Origin of the sequence: Microbispora siamensis, assembly GCF_016863095.1 — a bacterium.
Lineage (GTDB): Bacteria > Actinomycetota > Actinomycetes > Streptosporangiales > Streptosporangiaceae > Microbispora > Microbispora siamensis.
Genome location: NZ_BOOF01000070.1, coordinates 28,329 through 42,574 on the forward strand (window position 1 = coordinate 28,329; position 14,246 = coordinate 42,574).

Consider the following 14,246-nt stretch of genomic DNA (forward strand, 5'->3'; position numbering starts at 1 on the left):
AGGGTCCAGTGATTAGGCTGCGGACGTGGAGCACTCGATCAGCGAGGTGGCCCGCATGTCCGGCCTCACCCCGCGCACGCTCAGGCACTATGACGACATCGGGCTGCTGCGCCCCGCCCGCACCGCGGGTAACGGCTACCGCTGGTACGGGCGCCGGGAGCTGCTGCGCCTGCAGCGGATCCTGTTCCTCCGAGAGCTCGGCGTGCCGCTCGCCCAGATCACCCGGCTCCTCGACGGCGACGGGGACGACGTCGCCGCGTTGCGACGGCACCGCGACGATCTCGTCGCTCACCGCGACCGCCTCGACGAGATCATCCGGACCGTCGACCGCACCATCGCCGACCTCACCGGTCGGACGCACCTCAGCGAGGAGGAGTTCTTCACCGGCCTCGCGGCCCGGCGCGGCGAGCTCCGGCGGGACCTGGAGGCCCGGTACGGGACCCGCGTCGGGGAGCACTTCGCCGAGGCGGACGCGGTGACCGGCCGGTGGACCCGCCAGGAGCACGAGCAGGCGGCGGCGCACGGCCGGCGGCTGCTCCGGCGGCTGTCCGAAGCGCGTTCGGACGGCCTGGCCCCAGACAGCGTCGCGGTCCTGGACCTCATGACCGAGCACTACCAGGGCATCCGGCTGCTGTGGCCCGCCGACGCGGCCGCCTACCACGCGCTCGCGGACGTCGTGACCGGCAACCCCGGTCAGCGGGCCATGATCGAGGAGATCGACCCGCTCCTTCCCCCCTGGCTGGCGAGCGCCATCCGCGCCTATGCCACCCGCCGGCTCGGCTACACCGGGAGCTCCGGGGTCAGCGCCGCGGGCCCGGCCGCCTCCTGACATCGGCCGGTCGACCCGGTCATACCCGCGACGCCCTTGCGCTCAATTTGGTGACCGTATAGTTTTTTCCGGTCAAACAATCAGAGTGGACAGATGACCGGGGTAGCGGATGAGCAGGGTGGGACGGCCTCCGCAGGATCCGGCGCGCCAGGTGGAGCGGGCGCACCGCATCCTCGACTCCGCCGCCGAGCTGATCGGCCGCTGGGGCTACGACAAGACGACGATCGACGACGTCGCCCGGGAGGCCGGTGTCGCCAAGGGCACGATCTACCTGCACTGGAGGACTCGCGACGCGCTCTTCGCCGCGCTGCTGCGCAGAGAGCGGGCGCGCATGATCGAAGAGGTGCGGCGGAGCGGTCCCGCCACACCGCGCGAACTGTTCGCCGGGATCGCCGCGGGCCTGCTGCGCCGGCCGCTGCTCAAGGCGGCGCTGGTCGGCGACTCGGAGGTGCTCGGCAAGCTCGTCAGGCAGAAGCGGCACAGCCCCGGCGCGATGAATCTCGGCGAGGCGTTCGACGCCTACTACAGCACGCTCACGCGGGTGGGCGCGGCCAGGGACCTGTCGGGCGACCACGCCCTGGTGATCGGCTCGATCATGTACGGGTTCCTCACCGTGCCGTGGCTGCTCCCCGGCGGGCCTCCCCCGGAGGAGCGGCTCGCCGCGCTGCTCGCCGACATGGTCGAACACGCCATCGGCACCGGACGGGAACTGCCGGAGGACGCCGTACGCGCCGTGAAACGGGCCACCCTCGACTATCTCGACACGATCGTGGACGTCGCCCGCCGGAAGCTGGCGGACTCCTTGGGCTCTTCGAGGAAGGTGTGACATGAGGGCTGTCATCCCCCTGGACGATGCCGGCGCCGACCTCGCCACGGTGGGCGGGAAGGGCGCTTCTCTGGCCGCCCTCGCAAGGGCGGGGCTGCCCGTCCCCGGTGGCTTCCACGTCACCACCGAGGCCTACCGGGCCTTCGTGGCGGACTTACGCGAGGAGACACTGGCCGCCGCCGCGGCGGGCGACGCCGAGCGGATCGCGGCCCTGTTCGCCGGGCGCGAGGTTCCCGGCCCGATCGCCGCCGAGATCCGCGCCGCGTACGCCGCACTGGGCGACGACGTCCCGGTGGCCGTGCGCTCGTCCGCCACCGCCGAGGACCTCCCCGGCATGTCGTTCGCCGGGCAGCAGGACACGTTCCTGAACGTCACAGCCGACGGTCTGCTGGACGCGGTCAAGCGTTGCTGGGCCTCCCTCTGGAACGCCCGCGCCATCGCCTACCGGGAACAGAACGGCGTGCCGCACGACGACGTCGCTCTGGCCGTCGTGGTCCAGGAGCTCGTGGACGCCGACGCGGCGGGCGTCATGTTCACCGCCGACCCCGTCACCGGCGCCCGCGACAGGACCGTGATCAACGCGTCGTGGGGCCTCGGCGAGGCCGTGGTCGGCGGCCAGGTCATCCCCGACACGGTCGTCGTCTCCGGCGGCGCGGTCGTCGAGGAGCGGACCGGGGACAAGACCGTCATGACCGTCCGCACCCCCGGCGGCACCCGCGAGGAGCCGGTCCCCGAGGACATGCGCCGGATTCCCGTCCTCACCGGGGCGCATGCCCTGGCGCTGGCCGAGCTGGGAGCGCGCGTCCAGGGGCTGTACGGCACGCCGATGGACGTGGAGTGGACGAGGAGCGCCGGCACGTTCGCCCTCGTCCAGGCCCGCCCGATCACCGCTTCCGGGCCCAGGGTGGAAGAGTGGAACGACAGCCTGAAGGGCGACTACCTGTGGACGTCCGGCAACCTCGGGGAAGCCATTCCGGACGTCATGACGCCCATCACCTGGTCGTTCGTCCGCCGGTTCATCGACGAGGCCATGTCGGCGGCCACGGTGCCCGGGTTCGATCTGGTCGGCAACATCGGCGGCCGTTTCTACATGAACCTGAGCATCGCGGTCTCCGTGGCCCGTGCCTTCGGCATGCGGAGCAGGCTCGGCGCGATCGAACAGGTCTTCGGCAAGCTGCCGCCGGGCCTGGAGGTGCCGCCTCTCGAGATGTCCCGCCTGCGGATCATCACGTTGGTGCTGCCCATAGCCGTCCGCATCCAGCGCAAGGTCAGGACGAACCTCAGAGGCATGCGCGCCTTCCTGGCCACCTCGCTGGAGCGGTGCGAGGAGCTGCGCGCCGCGATCCGGTCCACGTCGTCGGCGCCGGAACTGGCCGACCTGTGGTCGCGGGCCGTCGAGCCGCATTTCGTCACGGCCTGCCGCATGCTGGAGGCCGCGGGGCGGCAGGGGGGCAGCATGCTCGTCCTCACCCGCGACAGGCTGCGCAAGATGGTGGGCGAGACCGACGCGGACGCCATGCTGACAGGCGCGAGCGGCGAGGGCGAGCTGGCCAGTCTCGGCCTGATCACGGGACTGAACCGGCTGGCCACAGGCGAGATCACCAGGGAGACCTTCGTCAGGCTCTACGGCCACCGGGGCCCGCACGAGTTCGAGGTGTCCGCCCCACGCCCCGGGGAGGACCCCGCCTGGATCGACGCACAGCTCGCGGCGCTGCAGGACATGCGGGCCGGCGCGGACGGCCTGCTGGCCCGGCAGCGCAAGGCCAGGGAGGAGGCGTGGGCGCGGTTCGCCCGGCGCCATCCCCGCCGGGAGACCGCGATGCGGGCCAGGGTCGAGCGCTGGGCCGGGGTGGTGCGCGACCGCGAGGCCACCAGGTCGGAGGTCATCCGCGCGTTCTGGGTGCTGCGAGCCTTCGTCCTGCGGGCCGGCGAGCTGACCGGCCACGGCGACGACCTGTTCCACCTCTACCTGGACGAACTGCTCGCCGTGCTCCGCGGCGACGCCACCCCGCTGGAGCGGGTGCCCGTCCGGCGTGCGACGTACGAGATGTATGCGGCACTCCCGCCGTACCCGACGCTCATCGTGGGCCGGTTCGACCCGGTTCGCTGGGCGGCCGACCCCGGCAGGCGCGCCGACGTCTACGACGCCCGCGGCACCGTACTGCCGGCCCTGGACACCGTGACCGGCTTCCCCGGCGCGCCCGGCGTGGTCGAGGGAGTCGCCAGGGTGATCGCCCGGCCCGAGGACGGCGATCGGCTCCAGCCCGGCGAGATCCTGGTCACCACACTCACCAACGTGGGCTGGACACCGCTGTTCCCGCGCGCGGCGGCCGTGGTCACCGACGTCGGGGCGCCGCTGTCGCACGCCTCCATCGTGGCCCGCGAGCTGGGCATCCCCGCCGTCGTGGGCACCGGCAACGCCACCATGCGGGTGCGCGACGGTGACAGGATCAGAGTGGACGGCGCCCGCGGCACGGTGGAACTGCTCGGCGCGTGACCGCTCGCCCCGGGCGGGGCGGAGCCGCGTGAGTGCGGTCAGGGCTTTCTGATGAGGTCGTCGAGCTTCCGCGCCGTTTCGGGATCTGTGGTCCTCGCATCGGTCGGGCGCTCGCTCGGAGTCGATGCGGACACCGCCGGCCTGGTGGTCGTTGCCGCCCTGACGGGAAACGCCCTCGCCCAGGTGCTCGTGGTCCCGCTGGTCGACCAGGTGGAGCAGCGCCGGCTCAGCCGGATCGTCCTGGCCGCTCATCTGTCCGGGCCGGCCTACGGCTACACCGACGCGATCATCGGCCTGCTCGGCGCCGCCGGGCGGGTCACCACCGCGTACATGGGATCGAACGTCGTCGCCGGAGCGCTCGGAAGCGCGGCGGCCACCCGACTGTCCTCGTATGCCGGATGGCCGGCGCTCTCCGTAGCCGGTTTCACCTGCGGAGCGCTCGCACTCCTGATCCTGCGGGTGAGCCCTGCGACCGCGTCCGCCTAGGCGGCCGTCCCGTCCGCGAGGAGCCGGCCCGGCTCAGGAGGTCGGGCCGATGTCGGGCTCGGGTTCGGGCATCGCCGACTCGTCGCCCGTCGCCGGCGGCGTCTCGGCGGCCGGCGTCTCGATGTCGGACACTCCGCCGATCATCTCGTCCAGGCCCCCGTCGTCCGGTTCCGGCGTCAGCGGCTCGGGCGAGGCGCCCCTCGCGTCCCGCGCTCCGGATCTGTCCGCCACCACGTCCGCGTCTCCTCCCACGTGTCCTCTCCGTTGTCCGCCGGTCCCCCCGGCCCGCGGATCACGCATGACCGCTCACCTGCCCCCGTCGTACGGCCTTCATTCATCCTCGCAAAGACCCGTCATGCGTACGCCCCGGCCTCCCGGGGGTAGACGAGAGGTGATCGGAGCGAGGAGTGGACGGGATGGACAGGCGTCGGCGTGACCTGGTCGACCGGGACCTCGAGGAGGCGGCGGCCGACCTCCTGGCGCACGACCCCCGGCTGCGCGGTCTGGACGCGCGGGTCCGCTTCGACGGCGGGGTGGCGCACGTCGAGGGCGACGCGCCGGCCGCCGCCGACCTCGCCGTGCTGCGCGAGCGTCTCGGCCGGCTGGCCGGGGTGCTGGCGGTGTGGGACCGGGTGCGGGTGGCCGGCGCCGCGCCCCGGGTCGTCGACCTCGGCTGCGGCGGCACCAAGCAGCACCGCGACAACGTCGGCATCGACCTGCGCCCCGGCCCGGTGGTCGACGTGCTGGCCGACCTGGCGTACGGGGTGCCGCTGGCGGACGAGTCGGTGGACCAGATCTTCGTGGTGCACGTGCTGGAGCACCTGGCCGACTATCTGCCCCTGCTGCGCGAGTGCCACCGCGTGCTGCGGCCGGGCGGCGTGCTGCACGTCCTCGCTCCCTGGTGGCGGCACGTCAACGCGGTGGCCGACCCGACGCACGTCCGGCTGATCGACGTGCAGACGTTCAAGCACCTGTGCCGGCCCGACGACGCGGGCCGGTGCTGGTATCCACTGCTGGTCGCGCGCGACGAGTCCACGGTCTTCGCGGACCTTGTTCCGGCGAAGGACGGCCGGGAGCCCGCCTGCGAGCGGCGGCTGGCCCGCTTCTTCGACTGAGCGGGCGGCCGGCGTGTGAGAGGCTGCCGCTGGAACCGACAGGGCGGGAGAGCGATGACGGGCAAGACCGAAGAAGAGCGCCGCGAGTACGCCCACCGGCTGGCCGCCGAGCACATGGAGAGCGGTGACCCGCTCGGCTGGTTCGAGCCGCTGTACTCGGCGGCCGAGCGTGGTGAGGCGGTCGTTCCCTGGGCCCACCTGGTGGCCAACCCCTACCTGGTCGAGTGGGCGGGCGGCCGCCCCGGCAGGGGGCGCCGCGCGCTGGTCGTGGGCTGCGGCATGGGCGACGACGCGGAGCACCTGGCCGGTTTGGGATGGGCGGTGACCGCCTTCGACGTGTCGCCTACCGCTGTGGAGGCCGCCCGGCGCCGTTTCCCCGGCTCCCCCGTCCGGTACGCCGCCGCCGACCTGCTCGCGCCCCCGCAGGAGTGGCGGCAGGCGTTCGACCTGGTGGTGGAGATCTACACCGTGCAGGTGCTGCGCGGCGAACTGCGCGAGCGGGCCATCCGCGCGGCCGGCACGCTGGTCGCCCCCGGCGGCACGCTGCTGGTGGTCGCCCGCGCGCGGGAGGACGGCGAGCCGCTGGGCCGGATCGCCCGGCCGCTGACCCGGTCCGAGATCGACGCGTTCGCGGCCGGCGGGCTGCGCCCGGTGCGCGTACGGGACGTGTACGACGACGAGACCCCGCCGGTACGCCGCTGGGTCGCCGAGTTCGCCCGAGACTGAGGTAATTCGTTCCTCAAAATGTCATGGCGTTCCTGCTCGCACCACGGGTTATGGCGCATCGTGGATAGGTGGTGCGGGACCACGGGGGTGGGCAGATGGAGCAGGGCATCCCCCCTTCTCATGATGGTGAGCTGGCGCGCGCGCTGTCGGGCATGCTGGAGGACAGCCATCTGGCGGCGTTCGAGGACATCCCGTCGCTGGTCGACCGCCACAAAGGCGAGGCGGGCTTCGAGGAGATCGGCATCTACCTGGCCGACCTGCAGCAGAGCGTGCTGCGCCGGTTGTGGGGCCCCGGCGGGGAGGGCGCCCAGCCGGAGGAGCTGAAGATCGACACCACGCTCGCCGGGCGCGCCCTGCAGGAGGTGCGCATGCTGCGGGGCGGCTCGGAGGGCGACGCCCCGGGCCAGTGGTGGGTTCCCCTGCTGGACGGCACCGAGCGCCTCGGTGTGCTCCACATGACCTCCGAGTCGGAGGGCGACGTCGAGGAGCGCATGCGGCACGTCTCGTCCCTCATCGCGCTGATCGTCGTCAGCAAGCGCTCGTTCAGCGACTGTCACGCGCGGCTCGTGCGGAGCCGCCCGATGAACGTGGCGGCCGAGATGCAGTGGAACCTGATGCCGCCGCTGACGTTCGCCACGCCGAAGGTGACGATCGGCGCGGTGCTGGAGCCGGCGTACGAGATCGGCGGCGACGCCTTCGACTACTCCACCGCGGGTTCGCAGGCGCACGTGGGGGTCTTCGACGCGATGGGCCACGACGTGTCGGCCGGGCTGACCGCGAACCTCGCGGTGGCCGCCTGCCGCAACCATCGGCGGCAGGGCATGGGCCTGGTGCGCAACAGCGAGGCGATCGAGCGGGTTCTGATCGACGAGTTCGGCCGGGGCGACCGCTTCGTCACGGCGGTCATCGGCGACCTCGATCTCGGCACCGGAGTGTTCACCTGGGTCAACCGCGGCCACCACGCGCCGGTGCTGATCCGCCACGGTCGCTGGATTTCCACCCTGAAGTGCCCGCCCGCCCACCCGATGGGCCTCGACCTCGGCCTGCCCGTGACGCTGTGCCGGGAGCAACTGGAGCCCGGCGACCGGATCCTGCTCTACACCGACGGCATCACCGAGATGCGCAGCCCCGACAGCGGCGAGTTCGGGCTGGGCCGGTTCGTCGAGTTCATGATCCGGCAGAACGCCGCAGGGCTACCGGTGCCCGAGACGCTGCGCCGCCTGGTCCGGACCGTGCTGGAGTATCACGACAACCGGCTGCACGACGACGCCACGGTGCTGCTCGTCGAGTGGCACGGCAGCGCGCACGAGAAGCTGAGCACCTAGTCCGCTCCGGCCGAGGCGGTGGGGGGCCGGGGCGGGATCGCGGCCGGGGTCGGGCCGTCCTCGGTCCGTCCGGCGGTGCTCTCGCGTACGACGAGGCGGTAGTCGGCCCGCACCTCGCGCGGCGGGCCGGCGGCCCTGCCGTCCAGGCGGGCCCGCAGCAGGTCGACCGCGATGCGGGCGAGCTGCGCCTTGTCCGGCGCCACCGTGGTCAGCGTCGGCGTGCTGTAGCGGCCGTCCTCGATGTCGTCGAGGCCCGCCAGCGCGATGTCCTCGGGGACCCGCAGCCCGGCGGCGAGGATCGTGCGCATCGCACCGAGCGCCAGCAGGTCGTTGAAGCAGAAGACCGCGTCGGGCAGCCGCGGCGCGGCCAGCAGCCGGGCCATGGCCGCGGCGCCCTCGGCCCGCCGGTACCGCTCCACCTCGGCGATGGTCTGCGGCAGCCCGTGTGCCGTCATCGCCTCGGCGTACCCGGCCAGGCGCAGCGGCGAGGTGCCGCTGACCGAGTTGTCCTGCGCGCCGAGCGCCGCGATCCGCGTGCGGCCGAGCCCGATGAGGTGCTCGGTGACGTCGCGGGCGGCCCGCACGTTGTCGATCGCCACGTGGTCGGCCGGCCCGTCGTAGATCCGCTCCCCCAGCAGGACCAGCGCGGCGTCGTCGGTGCGGGCGGCCAGTTCCTCCACGCCGATCGAGACCGGGCTGAGGATGACGCCGTCCACCCGGTGGTCGCGCACCCCGTCGAGCACCCGGCGCTCCCGCTCCAGGCTGCCGTCGGTCTGCTCGATCACGACGATCCACTTCTGCTCGGCCGCCGCGTCGATCACGAACCGGGACAGCTCCGCGAAGTACGGCGCGTCGAGTTCGGGCAGCGCGAGCGCGATCACCCCGGTACGGCCGAGGCGCAGGTTGCGGGCCGACAGGTTGGGCCGGTAGTCGAGCTGGGACAGGGCCCGCTCGACCTTGGCGCGCGTGACCGGCGAGACGTGCGCGTAGCCGTTGACCACGTTGGACACGGTCTTCACCGACACCCCGGCCAGCAGCGCCACGTCCCGCAGACTCACTCCCACTTCACGCTCACTTCACGCTGCCTCTCACGTCGCACGACGGGCTCGTACGGCAGGTCGCGGCCGTACGGCATCCGATCGTAACGCCCTGGTATCGAGTCTCAGGAGACCTGTTTACAACGTTGAAACAACGTTGTACAAACCCTCGTACCACGCAATGTCGCATCAACAGAGAGGTCGTGCCTTGGCGTCGCCGGCTCGTCTGACCCTTGACCCCGCCTTCCGGATCGCCCCGGTCGAGCCCCGGCTGTTCGGCTCGTTCGTCGAGCACATGGGGCGCTGCGTCTACACGGGCGTCTTCGAGCCCGGCCATCCGGCGGCGGACGCCGACGGCTTCCGCACCGACGTGCTGGAGCTGACCCGCGAGCTCGGCGTCACGCTCGTGCGCTACCCGGGGGGCAACTTCGTCTCCAACTACCAGTGGGAGGACGGCGTGGGCCCGGTGGAGGACCGGCCGCCCCGGCTCGACCTCGCCTGGCGGAGCCTGGAGAGCAACCGGTTCGGGCTGGGCGAGTTCATGGCGTGGGCCGGGAAGGCCGGCGTCGAGCCGATGATGGCGCTCAACCTCGGCACCCGCGGCGTCGCCGACGCCCTCCGGCTGGTCGAGTACGCCAACTACCCCGGCGGCACCCGGATGTCGGAGCTGCGCCGGGCGCACGGCGCCGACAAGCCGTACGACATCCGGCTGTGGTGCCTGGGCAACGAGCTGGACGGGCCGTGGCAGCTCGGGCACAAGACGGCCGCGGAGTACGGCCGGCTGGCGGCGGAGACGGCCCGCGCCCTCAAGCGGTTCGACCCCGGCCTGTCGCTGGTCGCCTGCGGCAGCTCCAACAGCGGGATGCCGACCTTCGCGGGCTGGGAGGCGGAGGTGCTCGAGGCGGCCTACGACATGGTCGACTACGTCTCGCTCCACGCCTACTACGACCCATCCGACGGCGACGTCGACTCCTTCCTGGCCAGCGCCTCGGACATGGACCACATGATCCGCTCCATCGCGGCCACGGCCGACCACGTCGGCGCGAAACTGCGCAACCCCCGGCGGATCGACCTGTCGTTCGACGAGTGGAACGTCTGGTACCAGAGCCGCTTCAAGGGCGAGTCGTCGCTGGAGTGGGCCGAGGCGCCGCGTCTGATCGAGGACACCTACGACGTGACCGACGCCGTCGTGGTCGGCAGCCTGCTGATCGCCCTGCTGCGCAACGCCGACCGGGTGAAGATCGCGTGCCAGGCGCAGCTCGCCAACGTGATCGCCCCGATCCGCACCGAGCCCGGTGGCCCGGCATGGCGACAGACGATCTTCCATCCGTTCGCGCTGACGGCCCGGCACGCCCGCGGCGAGGTGCTGCGGGTCGAGCCCGAGGGGCCGGTGATCTCCACCGCCCGGTACGGCGAGGCCCCGGCGATCTGGGCGACGGCGACCCACGACGACGCCACGGGCGAGATCGCGCTGTTCGTGGTGAACCGGGACCGCCACGGCCCCTGCCGCCTCGACGTGGAGCTGCGCGCGCCCGTACGGCCGGTCGAGCACCTGGAGATCACCGACGACGACCTGTCGGCGGCCAACACCGCCGACTCCCCCGACCGCGTGACCCCGAGGCCCGGCAGCGGCCTGCGGATGAACGGCCGCCGCGCCGAACTCACCCTTCCACCAGTTTCGTGGACTATTGTCCGCTTTGCCCCTGAGTCCCCCCAGGAGTAGCACCATGACACATTCCCTGTCCCGCCGCTCGTTCCTCGGCCTCACCGGCGCCACCGGTCTGGCCGCCGCGCTGTCCGCCTGCGGCGGCGGCACCAAGCTCGGCGCGGGCGAGACCGCGCCGTCGCCCGCGGCGACGTTCTCCGGCGGGGAGTACAGCGGGCCCAAGGTGACGCTCGACTTCTGGAACGGCTTCACCGGGGGCGACGGCCCGCACATGCGCGCCATGCTCGACGCGTTCAACAAGGCCTACAGCGGCCGGATCGAGGTGCGCAACGTCACCCGGCAGTGGGCCGACCTCTACCCGGCCGTGCCGACCGCGATCGCCGCCGGCAAGGGCCCCGACGTCGCCGTCATCCACAACGACTGGATCAGCACGTTCGCCGCCCGGCAGGTGCTGATCCCGCTCGACGACGTGGTCGGCGCGCTTGGGCTCACCGAGTCGGACTTCATCCCGGCGGTGTGGAAGGCCGGCGAGTACGACGGCAAGCGTTACAGCGTCCCGCTCGACGTCCACTGCCTGGGCGACTACTGGAACACCGACCACCTGGGCAAGATCGGCCTGAAGGAGGCCCCGGCCGACAAGGCGGCCTACGGCGACGCGCTCAAGGGCCTGAAGGACGCGGGGATCGAGCATCCCTTCTGGATGCCGAACAAGTGGCCCGCCCACCTGATGTTCATGAGCCTGGTTTGGCAGTTCGGCGGGCAGCTCTACAGCGAGGACGGCCTGCAGGCCCTGTGGGGCTCCGACGCCGGCGAGCAGGCCCTCGCCTGGATGGTCGAGCAGATCGACAAGGGCTTCAGCCCCGAGAAGGTCGCGATCGACAGCCAGTACGCCGCGTTCAAGAACGGCAAGGTGAGCCTCACCTGGGACGGCATCTGGCAGATCAACGACCTCAAGACCAACGCGCCGAGCCTCAAGTGGGACCTGTCTCCCGTGCCGAACATCGGTGGCACCCCGGCCGTGTGGAGCGCCTCGCACAACTTCGTGCTGACCGCCCAGGCGGGCCGGGACGCCAACAAGGTGCAGGCGGCCAAGTTCTTCATCGACTACATGTCCGAGCGGTCCAACGAGTGGGCCAAGGCCGGCATGATCCCCGCCCGCAACTCCGTACGCCAGGACCCGCAGGTGGCCTCGCTGCCGCAGATCGCGCTGGCCGAGAACCTGGACGTCTTCCACTTCATCCCGGCGCTTCCCGGCGTGGGCGACGTGCAGACCAAGGCGCTGGAGCTCGCCGTGGCCAAGGCCGTGCTCAAGCAGTCCTCCCCCGCGGACGCGCTGAAGGAGGGCGTCGCCACGGCGAACAAGCTGCTGGCGGACAACAAGAGGAAGTACGCCAAGTGAGCGTGCTGGCCGGCGCCGCCACGGCCGCGCGGGACCCCGGGGTGTCCGAGACCGCCCCGGGGGCTCCCGTGCGCCGCATGCGCCCCTGGACGCCGTGGGCCTTCCTGGCGCCCTACCTGCTGCTGTTCGCGGTGTTCATGGCGCTCCCCATCGGGTTCGGCTTCTGGACCAGCCTGCACGAGTGGGACATCAACGTCCCCGCGAAGCCGTTCGTGGGCCTGTCCAACTACGCGGAGCTGTTCGACCCGTCGAGCGTGGACGGGTCGAGGTTCTGGACCGCGATGAAGGCGACCGGGATCTTCACGGTGTTCTCGGTGCCCCTGCTGATCGTGCTGCCGCTGCTCGTCGCGCTGCTGATGAACGGCCGGTTCCGCGGCCGCAACCTGTACCGGGCCGTCTACTTCGCGCCGTACGTGCTGGGCGTGGCGGTGGTCGGCCTGCTGTGGCGGTTCCTGCTCGACGGCAACATCGGCCTGGTCAACCACTACCTCGGCCTCGACGTGCAGTGGACCACCGACCTGCCCGGCGCGTGGGTGGCGCTGATCGGGGTGACCGTATGGTGGACGCTCGGGCTCAACTCGGTGATCTTCCTCGCCGGGCTGCAGGACATCCCCAGGGAGCTGTACGAGGCGGCGATGGTCGACGGGGCGGGCGCCTGGCATCGGTTCCGGGCGATCACGCTGCCCGGCCTGCGCCCGGTCACGCTCTTCGTGGTCAACGCCACGATCCTCGCCTCGGCCAACATGTTCGGCCAGTCGTACCTGATCACGGTGGGTGCTCCGGCCGACCAGACCAAGACCGCCATCTACCTCATCGCCGAGACCGGCCTGCGTCAGTTCGACATGGGCACCGCGTCGGCCATGAGCTTCGTGCTGGCCGCCTTCCTGATGGCGGCGAGCGGCCTCGTCTTCGGCGCGTTCAGGAACAGGCGGGCACGATGAGAAAGGATCTTCGCGGGCTGCGGCGATCGCTGCTCCATCTCGTCCTCGCGGCGGTCGCCGCCCTCTACGTCAGCCCGCTGGTCTACATGGCGGTCACCTCGGTCAAAACCCGGGAGGGGGCGGGGTCGACCACCCCGCAGTGGATCCCCCACCCCGTCACGCTCGGCGCGTACCGGGAGATCCTCGGCAGCACGGACTTCCCGGCCGTCTCCTGGTTCCTGAACAGCCTCGCGGCGGCGACAGGGCACGCCGCACTCGTCCTGGTCACCGCGGCCCCCGCGGCGTACGCGCTGGCCCGGCTGAACTTCCGCGGCCGTGGCGCCGTGTTCACGGTGATCGTGGCGACGCTGTTCGTGCCCCCGGTGGTGCTGCTCGTGCCCAACTTCCTCATCGTCAACGAGCTGGCCTGGGTCGACAGCCTGCCGGCGGTCATCGTGCCGGCGGCGGCCAGCGCGTTCGGGGTCTTCTTCCTGCGGCAGTTCTTCTCCACGCTGCCCGGGGAGCTGGAGGAGGCGGCCGAGCTCGACGGCTGCAACCGCTGGCAGACCTTCACCCGGGTCGTGCTCCCGCTCGCCAAGCCCGCCCTGGTGACCCTGTTCGTGTTGTCGTTCCTCACGAACTGGAACGACTTCCTGTGGCCCCTGTTCGTGCTGCTGAGCCCCGAGTCGCTGACGCTGCCCGCCGGTCTCGGCAACTTCCAGAGCGCCAACAACATCCGATACGACCTGGTAATGGCGGGAGCGATGATCGCCAGCGTCCCGGTGCTGCTGCTCTACCTGGTCGCCCAGCGCTGGATCATCGAGGGCATCTCCCGCTCGGGCCTGAAGGGATGAGCGGCGTCCCGCGGGGAACCGGGGCCGAAGACAGGCGGTAACCGCCGTCCGCCGCCGGGGACGCGATCGCGCGGTCCCCGGCGGCGGGCGAGCGTGGACGGTCGGGACCCCGTCTCACAGGTGCGGGCTACCTGGTCCAGGTCCACTTCTGGTTGGTGCCGCCCCAGCAGCTGTAGAGCTGGATCCCGGTGCCGTTGCCGGTGCCGCCGCCGGCGGCGTCCAGGCACAGCCCGGACTGGACACCGACGATGGAGCCGTCGGAGTTGACGCGCCACTTCTGGTTGTCGCCGCCCCAGCAGCTGTAGATCTGGACCCGCGCGCCGTTGCCGGTGCCGGCGGCGTCCAGGCACTTGTTGCCGTACACCCGGATCTCGCCGGCGGAGGTGGAGGTCCAGGTCTGGTTGGTCTGGCCGTTGCAGTCCCACAGCTGCACCTGGGTGCCGTCCGCGGTGCTCGCGCCGGGCACGTCCAGGCAGCGCCCGGAGGCCGCCCCCTTGATCGGCCCGCTACCTCCACCGGGAGTGGGGGTGGCGGTGGGGCTGGGGCTGGGCGAGGGGGACGACGAC

At 71.9% G+C, this 14,246-nt stretch carries 14 protein-coding genes; 11 read left to right on the top strand and 3 right to left on the bottom strand.

Going from position 1 to position 14,246, the window contains the following annotated elements; genetic code table 11:
* The first annotated feature begins 25 nt into the window (after positions 1-25).
* The 4 genes from Msi02_RS40120 to Msi02_RS40135 all read left to right on the top strand — a co-directional run bounded on the left by Msi02_RS40120 (position 26) and on the right by Msi02_RS40135 (position 4,638).
* Entirely contained in the window at positions 26-829 is an 804-nt protein-coding gene (locus Msi02_RS40120; RefSeq protein WP_204052967.1) for a MerR family transcriptional regulator, read from the top strand.
* A gap of 109 nt (positions 830-938) precedes the next feature.
* Positions 939-1,655 (top strand): TetR/AcrR family transcriptional regulator, encoded by a 717-nt coding sequence (locus tag Msi02_RS40125; RefSeq protein ID WP_204052968.1) that lies wholly within the window; start codon positions 939-941, stop codon positions 1,653-1,655.
* Between the two features lies 1 nt (position 1,656).
* Positions 1,657-4,152 (top strand): PEP/pyruvate-binding domain-containing protein, encoded by a 2,496-nt coding sequence (locus Msi02_RS40130; protein ID WP_204052969.1) that lies wholly within the window; start codon positions 1,657-1,659, stop codon positions 4,150-4,152.
* Between the two features lie 87 nt (positions 4,153-4,239).
* Positions 4,240-4,638, top strand: coding sequence for a hypothetical protein (locus tag Msi02_RS40135; protein WP_204052970.1), 399 nt, complete (start codon positions 4,240-4,242; stop codon positions 4,636-4,638).
* 33 nt (positions 4,639-4,671) lie between these two features.
* Here the strand turns inward: Msi02_RS40135 and Msi02_RS40140 are convergent, their stop codons facing one another.
* Positions 4,672-4,872, bottom strand: a complete 201-nt coding sequence (locus tag Msi02_RS40140; protein ID WP_204052971.1) for a hypothetical protein — start codon at positions 4,870-4,872, stop codon at positions 4,672-4,674.
* A 182-nt stretch (positions 4,873-5,054) separates the two neighbouring features.
* Between Msi02_RS40140 and Msi02_RS40145 the strand changes: the two genes are divergently transcribed.
* The 3 genes from Msi02_RS40145 to Msi02_RS40155 all read left to right on the top strand — a co-directional run bounded on the left by Msi02_RS40145 (position 5,055) and on the right by Msi02_RS40155 (position 7,804).
* Entirely contained in the window at positions 5,055-5,753 is a 699-nt protein-coding gene (locus Msi02_RS40145) for a class I SAM-dependent methyltransferase (RefSeq protein ID WP_204052972.1), read from the top strand.
* A 54-nt stretch (positions 5,754-5,807) separates the two neighbouring features.
* A complete protein-coding gene (locus Msi02_RS40150) occupies positions 5,808-6,479 on the top strand; it encodes a class I SAM-dependent methyltransferase (protein WP_204052973.1) in 672 nt (223 codons plus the stop codon).
* Positions 6,480-6,574: 95 nt separating this feature from the next.
* Entirely contained in the window at positions 6,575-7,804 is a 1,230-nt protein-coding gene (locus Msi02_RS40155; RefSeq protein ID WP_239109234.1) for a PP2C family protein-serine/threonine phosphatase, read from the top strand.
* Here the strand turns inward: Msi02_RS40155 and Msi02_RS40160 are convergent.
* Entirely contained in the window at positions 7,801-8,868 is a 1,068-nt protein-coding gene (locus Msi02_RS40160) for a LacI family DNA-binding transcriptional regulator (protein WP_079321009.1), read from the bottom strand. The two genes, Msi02_RS40155 and Msi02_RS40160, sit on opposite strands and share 4 nt — an antisense overlap.
* Before the next feature lie 181 nt (positions 8,869-9,049).
* Between Msi02_RS40160 and arfA the strand changes: the two genes are divergently transcribed.
* Genes arfA through Msi02_RS40180 form a run of 4 tightly spaced genes read left to right on the top strand, consistent with a single transcriptional unit; the run spans position 9,050 to position 13,680 of the window.
* A complete protein-coding gene (gene arfA, locus Msi02_RS40165) occupies positions 9,050-10,564 on the top strand; it encodes an arabinosylfuranosidase ArfA (RefSeq protein WP_239109236.1) in 1,515 nt (504 codons plus the stop codon).
* A 4-nt stretch (positions 10,565-10,568) separates the two neighbouring features.
* Complete coding sequence (locus tag Msi02_RS40170) at positions 10,569-11,906, top strand: ABC transporter substrate-binding protein (protein ID WP_204052975.1); 1,338 nt, start codon at positions 10,569-10,571, stop codon at positions 11,904-11,906.
* Entirely contained in the window at positions 11,903-12,847 is a 945-nt protein-coding gene (locus Msi02_RS40175; RefSeq protein WP_204052976.1) for a carbohydrate ABC transporter permease, read from the top strand. The genes Msi02_RS40170 and Msi02_RS40175 overlap by 4 nt, the downstream gene beginning before the upstream one ends.
* Positions 12,844-13,680: a carbohydrate ABC transporter permease gene (locus Msi02_RS40180; RefSeq protein ID WP_204052977.1), complete on the top strand. Its 837-nt coding sequence runs from the start codon at positions 12,844-12,846 to the stop codon at positions 13,678-13,680. The genes Msi02_RS40175 and Msi02_RS40180 overlap by 4 nt, the downstream gene beginning before the upstream one ends.
* A gap of 127 nt (positions 13,681-13,807) precedes the next feature.
* Here Msi02_RS40180 and Msi02_RS40185 read toward each other — a convergent pair.
* The coding region (locus Msi02_RS40185) for an RICIN domain-containing protein (RefSeq protein ID WP_204052978.1) at positions 13,808-14,246 on the bottom strand (439 nt) is incomplete at its 5' end.

Coding starts and splice junctions, on each gene's coding strand:
- Msi02_RS40125 (WP_204052968.1), top strand. CDS start 939: ATGAGCAGGGTGGGACGGCCTCCGCAGGATCCGGCGCGCCAGGTGGAG.
- Msi02_RS40130 (WP_204052969.1), top strand. CDS start 1,657: ATGAGGGCTGTCATCCCCCTGGACGATGCCGGCGCCGACCTCGCCACG.
- Msi02_RS40145 (WP_204052972.1), top strand. CDS start 5,055: ATGGACAGGCGTCGGCGTGACCTGGTCGACCGGGACCTCGAGGAGGCG.
- Msi02_RS40150 (WP_204052973.1), top strand. CDS start 5,808: ATGACGGGCAAGACCGAAGAAGAGCGCCGCGAGTACGCCCACCGGCTG.
- Msi02_RS40155 (WP_239109234.1), top strand. CDS start 6,575: ATGGAGCAGGGCATCCCCCCTTCTCATGATGGTGAGCTGGCGCGCGCG.
- Msi02_RS40170 (WP_204052975.1), top strand. CDS start 10,569: ATGACACATTCCCTGTCCCGCCGCTCGTTCCTCGGCCTCACCGGCGCC.
- Msi02_RS40180 (WP_204052977.1), top strand. CDS start 12,844: ATGAGAAAGGATCTTCGCGGGCTGCGGCGATCGCTGCTCCATCTCGTC.